Origin of the sequence: Kaistella polysaccharea (assembly GCF_020410745.1) — a bacterium.
In the GTDB taxonomy this organism is placed as follows: Bacteria; Bacteroidota; Bacteroidia; order Flavobacteriales; family Weeksellaceae; genus Kaistella; species Kaistella polysaccharea.
This window is the reverse complement of sequence record NZ_CP084528.1, coordinates 1,549,804-1,562,058: the sequence shown is the minus strand read 5'-3', so window position 1 is coordinate 1,562,058 and position 12,255 is coordinate 1,549,804. Positions and strand designations below refer to the sequence as shown.

The 12,255-nt window shown below is 36.8% G+C and carries 11 protein-coding genes; 1 reads left to right on the top strand and 10 read right to left on the bottom strand.

The window, feature by feature from the left end; genetic code table 11:
* Nucleotides 1-57: 57 nt before the first annotated feature.
* The 10 genes from LC814_RS07320 to LC814_RS07275 form a co-directional block, all read right to left on the bottom strand.
* Nucleotides 58-1,230 carry a hypothetical protein gene (locus LC814_RS07320; protein WP_226063286.1) on the bottom strand — a complete coding sequence of 391 codons (1,173 nt, stop codon included), beginning with the start codon at nt 1,228-1,230 and terminating at the stop codon, nt 58-60.
* Between the two features lie 299 nt (nt 1,231-1,529).
* Entirely contained in the window at nt 1,530-2,975 is a 1,446-nt protein-coding gene (pyk, locus tag LC814_RS07315; protein ID WP_226063285.1) for a pyruvate kinase, read from the bottom strand.
* Nucleotides 2,968-3,438, bottom strand: a complete 471-nt coding sequence (locus LC814_RS07310) for an IPExxxVDY family protein (RefSeq protein WP_226063284.1) — start codon at nt 3,436-3,438, stop codon at nt 2,968-2,970. The genes pyk and LC814_RS07310 overlap by 8 nt, the downstream gene beginning before the upstream one ends.
* Entirely contained in the window at nt 3,413-4,177 is a 765-nt protein-coding gene (rnc, locus tag LC814_RS07305; protein WP_226063283.1) for a ribonuclease III, read from the bottom strand. Before rnc ends, LC814_RS07310 begins: the two co-directional genes overlap by 26 nt.
* A 13-nt stretch (nt 4,178-4,190) precedes the next feature.
* The gene (fabF, locus tag LC814_RS07300) at nt 4,191-5,435 is read right to left on the bottom strand and encodes a beta-ketoacyl-ACP synthase II (protein ID WP_226063282.1); all 1,245 of its coding nucleotides are present in this window, start codon (nt 5,433-5,435) and stop codon (nt 4,191-4,193) included.
* A 24-nt stretch (nt 5,436-5,459) separates the two neighbouring features.
* Entirely contained in the window at nt 5,460-5,699 is a 240-nt protein-coding gene (locus LC814_RS07295) for an acyl carrier protein (protein ID WP_002976354.1), read from the bottom strand.
* 283 nt (nt 5,700-5,982) lie between these two features.
* Nucleotides 5,983-6,909: a formimidoylglutamase gene (hutG, locus tag LC814_RS07290; RefSeq protein WP_226063281.1), complete on the bottom strand. Its 927-nt coding sequence runs from the start codon at nt 6,907-6,909 to the stop codon at nt 5,983-5,985.
* Between the two features lie 18 nt (nt 6,910-6,927).
* Entirely contained in the window at nt 6,928-7,872 is a 945-nt protein-coding gene (paaA, locus tag LC814_RS07285) for a 1,2-phenylacetyl-CoA epoxidase subunit PaaA (RefSeq protein ID WP_226063280.1), read from the bottom strand.
* A 35-nt stretch (nt 7,873-7,907) separates the two neighbouring features.
* The gene (locus LC814_RS07280) at nt 7,908-8,165 is read right to left on the bottom strand and encodes a hypothetical protein (protein WP_226063279.1); all 258 of its coding nucleotides are present in this window, start codon (nt 8,163-8,165) and stop codon (nt 7,908-7,910) included.
* Between the two features lie 30 nt (nt 8,166-8,195).
* Nucleotides 8,196-9,284 carry an FAD-binding oxidoreductase gene (locus tag LC814_RS07275; protein WP_226063278.1) on the bottom strand — a complete coding sequence of 363 codons (1,089 nt, stop codon included), beginning with the start codon at nt 9,282-9,284 and terminating at the stop codon, nt 8,196-8,198.
* 334 nt (nt 9,285-9,618) lie between these two features.
* Here LC814_RS07275 and clpB point away from each other — a divergent pair, with 334 nt between their 5' ends.
* Nucleotides 9,619-12,210: an ATP-dependent chaperone ClpB gene (gene clpB, locus LC814_RS07270; RefSeq protein WP_226063277.1), complete on the top strand. Its 2,592-nt coding sequence runs from the start codon at nt 9,619-9,621 to the stop codon at nt 12,208-12,210.
* Nucleotides 12,211-12,255: the final 45 nt, after the last annotated feature.

Here is a 12,255-nt window from a genome sequence, read left to right as displayed (position 1 = left end):
CCGTTCAATTTTTTGAACGGATTATTTTTTACGTGAAATCCAAAAGTGAGAGTAGTGTTATGAAGACCTCATCTCCAAATTACGTAACAAATTTGAAAAGTAAATAAAATGCGTTTCTTCAAGCAATTGCTTGATAACATTCTTAATTTTATATTTTTCTTCACCTTCTTCAAGTTCATATTTTACAAAATAATACAGTATCGCGTAGTATTTTTTCCATCCCACAGATAGATGATCTAATTGAACCAAATTCAAATATATTTTACACGATTCATATTCTTTCATTTTTAAATAAGCCACCGCACACATGATATTCCAGCAAACATCGTGGTTTTCTTTTCGATCCTGCGGTACAAATTCTCGATCATTATAAATTTGGAACGTGTTATTTTCAATGAGAAAACGCATTTCTTCAGTTCGATCGGTAAAAATTAAATGTTCGAGCACAGCATATTCAAAGCTGCAAACCGATTTTTCTGAGGTTTCTTTATAAATTTCTCTAGCCTTTAGCATTTGAGAATAGATTTCCTCAAAATCTTCCCCGGAATTCTTTAACCAACTTTGAAGAAGCAGAACTCCAAATTTTCGACCTGCTGGCAAAATATAAACTTCCGGACTCAATTCTGTTTCCTTAATTTTTTCTGAATAAATAGCCATGAACTCTTCGTTTTGAGTTAAGAAGGCGCACATGTAAAGAAAACCATAAGCGAACAATTTTGCTTCATTAGAACGTTCATACTTCAGATAGTCCTGAAAATATTGAGAGTAAACCGTTCCTGATAAATCGCGCATTGGATGATGCTCCATGAAAAAAGTTCGGGCTAACGGATATTTTAATAATTTGTGGTGAACATTTGTCAGTAGCGAAGGTGAATCTAAAATTTTCTGGCATAAATCTTCGCTTAATTTCCAGTAGTCTTCCGATGATGAATTTTTTCCAAGGTTACCCAGAAATAAATCAAGTTCATTGTCTACAAGTGATTTCTTAAAAGTGGAAAAATCGGTGTATCCACAATATTTAGCAAGTGTGTCTAAAGTATAAACGGAAAATCCACCACTACTTTTAATCAGACCAAAAAATCTCCGGAAAGTCTGCGGATTAATAAGCGGACCATCTTTTTCAATAGCTATTGACAACTCATTGCAATGAAGTGCTGTGCTGACTTCTTTGCCAAATTGCTTTGAAACAGCGTCGCGCAAATGGTTTAAACTTCTCTCCTCGATATTCATATATTGACAAACATTAAAAACAAATTTAACAAAATTTAACAAATTATATTGTACAAAATTGTACTTTCTATATTTGATTTGAAATATTATCTTTGACACTGAAAGTACAAATGACGGAATTAGAGGTTTTAAAAAGAAGACGGATAAGAATGAGCGAAATCATTTTTATTTCGTCTTTTTTAGTAAGGAAACCACTCGTCTTTTCCTCTTCTAAACTGTAGTCGATATCAATTTTAAAATTTTACAAATAAAAAATGCGTTCAAATAGAACGCATTTTTCAATGATAAGTATAACGACTTTAAATCGTTGTTAATCGTAATGTATTTGTTTTGCCATCTTCATAGGCTGGAGTAGCATTTAGATTAATTACAAAATCTCCTTTTTGTACAAAACCGTTGGTGTGCGCCAACATGTTAACCTGAATAATGGTTTCATCCGTAGATTTTTGCATGTCATAATAGAATGCTCTAACTCCCCAAAGTAAATTTAACATCGTAATTACGCGCTTATTAGAGCTGAAAACGATGATATTAGAATTAGGTCGGTGCGCCGAAATCTGGAACGCAGTATAACCTGAATTGGTTAAAGTTACGATCGCTTCAACATTGGTGGTTTTCGCAATTCTCACCGCAGCCAGACAAATTCTATTCGTAATAAAACGCTCATCAATACATTCGAAATTGTGCTCAATAGGTGAGTTTTTAGTTCTGTAAAAATGAGTTTGTTCAATATTTTTTACAATTTTTGCCATATTCTTCACCACATCTACCGGATATTTCCCCACAGACGTTTCCCCCGAAAGCATCACCGCATCAGCGCCATCTAAAACGGAGTTGGCAACATCATTAACCTCCGCTCTTGTCGGTGTTAAACTGTTAATCATGGTTTCCATCATTTGGGTCGCAATGATTACTGGTTTCGAATAATTACGGGCAATTGCCACCAGATTTTTCTGAATAGCCGGAACTTCTTCCATAGGAACCTCTACACCTAAATCACCACGGGCTACCATGAGTCCGTCGCACTCCATTAAAATTTGTTCGATATTTCGAACACCTTCGGGTTTTTCAATTTTAGCGATAATCGGCGTCTTGAGTTTATTCGTAGGATGATTTTTAATGATTTCTTTTAAATCTATAATATCCTGCGCATGTCTGACAAATGATAATGCGATCCAGTCTACCTCTAAATCAAGCATAAAGTTCGCATCTTCAACATCTTTTTCAGTCAGTGCCGGCAAAGAAACATTTGTATTCGGAAGATTAACTCCTTTTTTAGAACTTAGCGGTCCACCTTGAATTGTTTTTGCACGAACGGTATCAATTTCATTGGTTTCAATAACTTCTAAGACAAGTTTTCCGTCATCGATCAAGATTCTTTCACCAACTTTTACGTCTTGCGGAAATTTCTGGTAAGTCATGTAAACTCTTGTGGAATCTCCTTCAATTTTTTCATTGGTAAAGGTTAATATATCTCCAGGATTCAGGTACGAACCTTCTTTTACAACACCTACACGAAGTTTTGGACCTTGTAAATCTCCCAAGATTCCTACGGAACAACCAAGTTCTTTATTGATTTCCCTGATCGTTTGAATGTTTGTCTTTACAATGTCGTAGTCAGCATGCGAAAAATTTATCCGAAATATATCTACACCTGCCTGTACCAGTTGAATCATCGTCTCCTTATCAGAAGATGCAGGTCCTAGGGTTGCAATTATTTTTGTCTTTTTTAAATATTTATTCATAATATTGAATTAATTGATAGAGCTCCTCTTCGGGGCTGATAAGAAAATCCTGAATCTGAAACATCAGATTTTCAGGGAGCAAAATTACTGAAAAATCATCAAATGGTTCCGATGTCGTGATAATATAGTCAACATCCTGAAAATTTTTAAGTAGAAATGAGGAATCTTCGTCTTCTGTAAACAGTTCTGATGAGGTTTTTTTCTGAATAATCTGCGTCGCACGGTTTGAAATAAAGTGAATGCAAACCTGTGTTGAATGATGAAAAGCCTGAAAACGTGGGAAATAGTAATCGGAAAACTGACCGCGATAAATAAAATCCGTAATCCGTGTAAAATTAAAAGGATTAATAGAATTAAGATGGAAAAAAATTTCGTGATCCGGAACTTCCTTTGCAAAACGTACTAAACCAATGGTAATTTCTTCGTCATGGTCAATATCAAGTATGATCTTTTGGGTTTTCAAGGATACATTGTTTTTTATTTAAAATATAGAAGGCGCGCTGTGCTGCTTTTTCCTCTGCTTTTTTCTTCGAGGTATCGGTCGCATTAGAAATCCTTTCCTCTTCTAACCAAACATGCGTTCTAAAAACTAAATTTTTATTTCCCTGCATTTCCTCAACCGTTTCATAACGTATGCAGAGTTTCTTTTTCTGGCTCCATTCCAGCAGCAAACCTTTATAACTTACAATTTTATTCTCCAATTTGTTTATTTCCGACGGCGTAAGCAATCGTTCCAGAACAATTTTTTTACACGTGTCATAATCCAGATCCAAATAAATTGCGCCGACCAGAGATTCAAATAGATTACCCGCTAAATTTTCGCTTAATGTTGTATTGGATTCGTTTTGAAGAAAATTGGCGAGACCAAGTTCTGTCCCAAGTTTATTGAGATTTTTTCGGTTTACAATTTTAGATTTCATCTGTGTTAAATACCCTTCATTCGCATTTGGATAAGTCGCAAACAGATGACAGGAAATAATGGTTCCCAAAACAGAATCTCCTAAGAACTCCAGGCGTTCATAGTTATTATTTTGCTTAAATTTTGAAGGAGTCTTTAAAGAAAAAGCTTCACGGTAAAGATTGATATTGTGAATGGGATAACCTATTATTTTGGTAATCTCATTGCTTAAATGATAATCTTTCTCCGAGAGGTTTTTTTTTCTTTTGGCTAGGAATTTAGAAATGTACTTCTGTAACTCCATTGATTTGAAGTGCTTAAATTTTAGTAAAAAGTACGCAGGCATTATGTCCGCCAAATCCAAAGGTATTGCTCATAGCCACATTTACTTCTTTTTTCACCGCGTGGTGAAACGTAAAGTTCAATCTGCTGTCAATTTTCTCATCATCAGTAAAGTGATTGATCGTTGGGGGAACTATGTTGTGAATAATGGTATGAATCGCAGCAATAGCTTCTACAACTCCCGCTGCACCTAATAAGTGACCGGTCATTGATTTCGTGGAATTGATTTGAATATCAAATGCGTGCTCACCCAGCAATCGGGAAATTGCATTAGATTCTGCAATATCACCTAATGGAGTAGAAGTCCCATGCATATTGATGTGATCGACTTCATCAGCTGTAATTCCGGCATCTTCCAGGCAATTTTTCATTACGAGGTACGCTCCCAATCCTTCCGGATGAGGTGCTGTCATGTGATAAGCATCTGCGCTCATTCCACCGCCTTTTAATTCAGCGTAAATAGTCGCGCCACGCTTTATAGCATGTTCGTACTCTTCTAAAATAATTGTTCCTGCTCCTTCACCCAACACAAAGCCATCTCTGTCTTTGTCAAATGGTCGGGATGCAGTTGTGGGATCATCATTTCGTGTTGATAAGGCCATCATCGCATTAAATCCACCAACACCGCTGGCTGTTACGGCTGCTTCAGAACCACCACAAACAATGACGTCTGCTTTGCCGAGTTGAATCAGCATTTTAGAATCTATAATTGCATTTGCCGAAGAGGCACATGCAGAAACAGTGGTGTAGTTTGGACCATGAAATCCATATTCTATAGAAATGTGTCCCGGCGTAATATCCGCGATCATTTTCGGAATAAAGAAAGGATTAAAACGCGGAATTTCCGTGTTTGCCCAACCCAATACTTCATGTTCGAAAGTTTCAAGACCACCAATTCCGGAACCCCAGATTACGCCAACGCGGTTTTTATCAACCCCGTCTTCCATAATTCTAGAATGTGTTACCGCTTCACGTGCGGCAACGAGTCCCAACTGCGTATTTCTATCCATTTTCTTAGCTTCTTTCTTATCGAAATGCTCTAGTGGATCGAAGTTTTTCACTTCGCACGCAAATTTGGTTTTAAAATTTCTGGCATCAAAAAGAGTAATAGGAGCAGCACCGCTCTCACCTCTCACGAGGCTTTCCCAGTAATCTTTGGCATTTTTTCCAACGGGTGTAATAGCGCCGAAGCCGGTAACAACTACTCTTTTTAATTCCATAAATTTTTTCTTTGTGATAGAATATTATTTGTTCACTACTTCTTCAATATAAGCAATAGCGTGTCCTACCGTTGTGATTTTTTCTGCCTGATCATCAGGAATCTGAATGTTAAATTCTTTTTCGAATTCCATGATTAATTCAACAGTATCCAATGAATCTGCTCCTAAATCATTAGTAAAGCTAGCTTCTGGAGTAACTTCTGTTTCTTCAACGTCGAGTTTATCAGCGATAATCGCTTTTACTCTTGATGCAATGTCTGACATAGTATTATAATTTTAATTAATTGTTAGTTGCTGCAAATATATAAAATTCTTTATCATTAGCGCTTATTTTAGTAATTTTTACCTACTAAAAGAAGCTTTTTTAATGATTCCGAAAATGTTATTATTTTTCTAAAAGAGAGCTAATATACTTTATTTATCGTAATAATAATGCAATCTAAAATAGCGTACTCATATTATATTTGATGGAGCTGAAAGACATTTTAATAATAAATACTATTACCTACCTTAAACTGTTGAATTCTTGCTCCTTATATAGTACGGTTTAATAAAAAGAATTTGTCATAAACCACTCATTTATCAAAGCTGCAGCTAATCTGGAAGTTTTCTCCGCCTCGTCGAATGTTGGATTAACTTCTGCTACATCCATTGCAATGAGTTTCTCTGAATTTAAAATGTGTTTATATAAATGCATAAAAGCTGCATCTGCAAAAATTCCATTATAAGCCAAAGCAGAAACGCCAGGTGCAATAGCCACATTGAAGACATCCATGCAGATTGTCAAATAAACGACATCAGCTTCTGCTAAAAATTCATCGAGTTTAAGATAGAGATTGGGCAAATTTTCGAAAAAAACTTCTTCGGCTAAAATATATTTCATCCCACTTTGATGGGCGGTATCAAATAATTTCAAAGTATTAGAATTCCGCTGTATCCCGACATGTAAGGAATGAATCGCACCTTCCTGCTTAATTTGCCAGAATCCAGTACCTGAACTTGCGCCAATTTTTGGATCTATTTCCCGATTATCAAAATGTGCGTCAATATTTATGATGCCGATTTTTTTCTGCGGAAAATTTTTTTTAATTCCGGAATAATGGGCGAACATTACTTCATGGCCACCGCCAAATACAATCGATTTGCCATTTCCTTCAAGAACCTTTTGAACTGCTTCTGAAAGCTCCGCCTGTGCTTTTTCTAAATCATGGTCTTCACAAACGATGTTTCCGTAATCTTTTAGTGAAAAGTGCGGATTTACGATCGGAAAATTGGCGGTATTTTTTCGAATGTTGTCTGGAGCATTTTTTGCGCCTTCTCGTCCTTTATTCCTTTTTACGCCTTCATCAACGGCAAAACCATGAAGAACAAAATCATTTTTTTTAATGACTTCATAATTCTCTTCCAGAGAAACCCTTTGAAAAACTCGGTGATATAAAGGTTCATTACCATCGAAACGTCCTTGCCAAATCATCAATTAATTTTTTAGGATTTAATGATTTACAGTTTCTTCTTTTGTATTTTCAGCAAACGCCATCGCGGCATCTTTTACCCAAGAATGTTCACGTTGGGCTTTTCGCTTCGTTTCCAACCGCTTTTTATTACAAGGTCCGTTTCCCTTTAAAACTTCCATGAATTCATCCCACGGCAATTCCCCGAAATCGTAATGTTGGGTTTCTTCATTCCATTTTAAATTTTCATCAGGGACTTTTAATCCTAGAAAATCCGCCTGGGAAACCGTCACATCTACAAATCTCTGGCGCAGATCATCGTTGCTCTCTCTTTTCACTCGATAATTCATCGATTTCTGTGAGTTAGGAGAATCTGCATCATTTGGACCAAACATCATCAGTGCCGGCCACCAGAAACGGTTTAGGGCTTCTTGTGCTAAATCTTTTTGTTCTTTCGTTCCGCGACAAAGCGTCATCAGAATTTCATAACCTTGTCTTTGATGAAAAGACTCTTCTTTACAAATTCGCACCATCGCTCTGGAATAAGGTCCGTAAGAATTTCCCATCAACATCACCTGATTCATAATCGCCGCGCCATCTACGAGCCAGCCGATTGCACCAATATCTGCCCAAGAAAGTGCAGGATAATTGAAGATGCTGGAATATTTTGCTTTTCCGGAAAGCATGTCATTATAAGTAGAATCTCTGTCCGCAGCGATCTCGCCGTTATTCAAAGTTTCTGTGGCGGCATATAAATAAAGGCCGTGTCCAGCTTCATCTTGAATTTTAGCGAGCAACGCCATTTTCCTTCTCAATGTTGGAGCTCGTGAAATCCAGTTGGCTTCCGGCAGCATTCCCACGATTTCAGAATGGGCGTGTTGCGAAATTTGTCTTACCAAAAGTTTTCTGTAATCGTCTGGCATTACATCTTTCGGTTCTACTTTATTTTCTGCCTGTACGTAATCTAAAAATTTATCTTGATTCATAATCGTTGTGTTGAGTTAAATTTAATTTACCGAAATTAATGAGTATCAATTCCGTTTTCGTCCTTTAAATAAAGACCAATTCGCCCATCCGAAAATTCTCCGGCTACAAAAGTTACGGTTTTTTCTGGACTTCGGATTTCATATTCATTGAACTGATAAGGGTTCCCGCTGCGCGGGCCAATAACCTCTTGTTTGCGGTCAGAACAATGCCAATAAAAGTTCCAGATATTTAATCCTTCTACTTTATATTCTTTTTCTTCTTCTACTATTGAAGCAAATTTCCAGGTTTTCATTTTTTCTGTTTTTTTTAAATCTGAAATTAATTAAACGTCATAATTCAACATCACCACATTGGTCGTCGGGTGACACTGGCACGTTAGCACAAAACCGCGCTCAACTTCGTCATCAGTTAAAGCAAAGTTTTTTTCCATAAATACTTCTCCTTCCATAACTTGTGCTTTGCAAGTACAGCACACGCCGCCTTTACACGCAAAGGGTACGGGAAGTTTTTCATCTAAAGCATGATCAAGAATACTTTTTTTCTTGGAGTTTAAGTGGAAAGAATATTCATCGTCATCGATGATTAAAGTGACCATACTTTCCAGATTGGGAATGGCTTTAAATTCGTCGCTCATTTCTGCATTGCCTGCGTCATCTGGCGCTGCATAATATTCATACATGATTTGAAGTGAGGGAACTTTCTTGTCTTTTTTTAGGTAATCCGAAATTCCTTTAATCATTTCAGAAGGTCCACAAATAAAATACGTTGAATCCTGCACTGGAATATCATCAAACCTTTGGAATAAGAGGTCCAGTTTTTCTGCGGAAATACGGCCTTCAAAAAGTTCATCTTCAAAATGTTTTTCTCGGGAAAGAAGGAATATTACTTTTAAACGGCCTTCAAATTTTTCCACCAACTCATCGATCTCTTTTTTAAAGATAATGTCATTAAAGCTTTTGTTGCTAAAAAAAAGATAAGCAGAACTTTGTGGTTCCTGAAAAAGTGCTTCTTTGATATTTGATAATACCGGAGAAATACCGCTTCCGGCCGCCAAACCGATGTAATTCTTTTTATTAGAAGGGTGATAATGCGTATAGAAATGTCCAGAGGGCGCCATTACTTCTATCACATCACCAACTTTTAGCTGCTGGTTTAGATAACTGGAAACTTTACCGTATTCCAAATGCTTTACCAGAATTTCCAGATCGGAATTTTCTTCACTCGGAGCATTAATAATAGAATAGCTACGACGCAAATCTTCTTCCCCAAAAAGAAATCTTACATTCAAATATTGGCCCTGTTTGAAGGAGAATTCATGACGTAGTTGTTCTGGTATTTCAAAGGCGATATGAACGCAATCGTTGGTTTCACGCGTAACTTTCGTAGTTTTTAATTGATGGAAATGATGCATAGTATTTTACAATCTCAAAAAAGTGAGTTCAACAAATATACTTATTTTTTGAAAGGTGAAAACTATAAACCTCAGAGATAAAATCATCCTAAAAGCAACCTACTTATTTGTATTTTTTGTAACTTTATAGATGGATTTTTACGATAAATCGGAAATTTTGACGGATTCAAGGTGGTTTTAAAACGAATAATCGGTAAAATTGTCCTATAATTCGTAATCTCAGGTATTAGAATACTTTTTGTGCGAAGAAATATGAATTAATAATGATTGAAGGAGACATCGGGAATTCAGAAGTAGTGAATTCCCTATGTTTCTAAACTTAAAAAATAACCTTATGAACTTAAATCAATATACCGTAAAATCACAGGAAGCCATTCAGAAAGCACAGCAAATCGCTATGGAATTTGGCAATCAAAGTATTGAACCTCAACATTTGTTAGAGGGAATTTTCCAGGTAGACGAAAATATTTCGGAATTTTTAATGAAGAAATCCGAGGCTGAATTGACTTTAGTGCGCGAAAGAAATCGTGAGAATCTGGAAAAACTACCCAAAGTAGAAGGCGGAAATATTTATCTGTCCCAAACTGCAAATAAAATTTTACTCGACGCTCCAAACGTGGCAAAGAAAATGGGCGACGAATTTGTGACCATCGAACATCTTTGGCTTTCTTTATTTGAGGTCTCTTCACCGGTTTCTCAAATGTTGAAAGATATGGGCGTTACTAAAAATACTTTAGAAACTGCAATTAAAGAACTGCGAAAGGGGTCGAAAGCCACGTCTGCAAGTTCTGAAGAAACCTATCAAAGTTTAAATAAATACGCGAAAAATTTCAACGAACTCGCGGCAGAAGGAAAACTCGATCCTGTGATAGGACGCGATGAAGAAATTCGTCGCGTTTTGCAGATTCTTTCCCGAAGAACTAAAAATAATCCAATCTTAATTGGGGAACCTGGTGTGGGTAAAACTGCGATTGCAGAAGGAATTGCGCATCGAATTATTTCTGGTGATATTCCAGAAAATTTGCAGGATAAAACTTTGTATTCTTTGGATATGGGCGCATTAATCGCTGGCGCAAAATACAAAGGTGAATTTGAGGAACGTTTGAAATCGGTCATTAATGAAGTAACCAAATCCGAAGGCCAAATTATTCTTTTCATCGATGAAATTCATACTTTGGTAGGAGCTGGCGGTGGTGATGGAGCGATGGATGCTGCAAATATCTTAAAACCAGCCTTGGCACGAGGTGAACTTCGGGCGATTGGAGCGACTACTTTAAATGAATATCAAAAGTATTTTGAGAAGGATAAAGCGCTGGAGAGACGTTTTCAGAAAGTGATGGTTGAAGAGCCAGACACAGAATCTGCGATCTCTATTTTGCGCGGAGTTAAAGATAAATATGAAGCACACCATAAAGTGCGAATCAAAGACGAAGCGATTATTGCTGCGGTGGAAATGTCACAGCGGTATATTTCCGACCGATTTTTACCGGACAAAGCCATCGATTTAATTGATGAGGCTTCTGCTAAATTGAGAATGGAAATCAATTCAAAACCAGAAGAACTTGATGTTCTGGATCGAAAACTCATGCAGATGGAAATTGAACTCGCAGCAATTTCCAGAGAAGGGAACGACATTAAAGTTCAGCATTTGAAAGAAGATATTTCTAAAGTTTCGGAACAGCGCAATGAAATTAATGCGAAATGGCTCAAAGAAAAACAAAAATCTGAAGATTTAACGAGCATTAAAAAAGATATCGAAGCATTGAAATTAGAAGCTGAACGCGCGTCCAGAGCCGGCGATTACGCGAAAGTTGCAGAAATTCAATACGGGAAAATTAAAGAAAAAGAAGGTGATTTGCAAAAACTGGAATTGGAGATGCAAAACCATCAAAACGAATTAATTAAAGAAGAAGTCACTGCGGAAAATATTTCAGAAGTTATTTCTAAATGGACAGGAATTCCGGTCACGAAATTACTGCAGTCTGAACGTGAAAAATTATTACATCTTGAAGATGAACTTCATAAAAGAGTTGTCGGTCAGGAAGAAGCGATTGAATCAGTCGCCGATGCTATCCGCCGAAATCGTGCCGGATTAAACGATGAGAAAAAACCCATTGGAAGTTTCTTATTCCTGGGAACAACAGGTGTGGGAAAAACCGAATTGGCAAAAGCACTTGCGGAATATCTCTTCGATGACGAAAATAACATGACCCGAATTGATATGAGTGAATATCAGGAAAGACATTCTGTTTCACGATTAGTCGGCGCGCCTCCGGGATATGTGGGTTATGATGAAGGCGGACAACTAACCGAAGCGGTCCGCAGAAGACCTTATTCCGTGATCCTTTTAGATGAAATTGAAAAAGCGCATCCCGATGTTTTCAATACATTACTTCAGGTTTTAGATGATGGAAGGTTAACGGATAATAAAGGTAGAGTCGTAAACTTTAAAAATTCGATTATTATTATGACTTCTAATTTAGGATCTCATTTGATACAGGAAAATTTTGAAAAGATTACCGATGAGAATGTTGAAGAAGTGGTTGCAAAAACAAAAGAAGAAGTTTTCAGTTTACTCAAACAAACATTACGTCCGGAGTTTTTAAACAGGATTGATGAGACGGTACTTTTCCAACCTTTAAATAAAAAAGAAATCGGCAAAATCGTTCATTATCAGTTAAGAGGTTTTAACGAAATGCTTGCAAAACGGGGAATTATAATGACTGCTACAGAAGATGCGATTACTTATATCACCAACAAAGGCTATGATCCAAGTTTTGGCGCACGACCGTTGAAAAGAGTTTTACAACAAGAAGTGCTCAATAAACTGTCTAAAGAAATTCTCGCTGGTCACGTAAACGACGGTGATCGAATTACGTTAGATTATTTCGATGAAAGCGGACTGGTTTTCAGACCAACGGAATAACCCGAACCTAAAACGTATTTTAAAACCACTGTTCAATTTTGAATG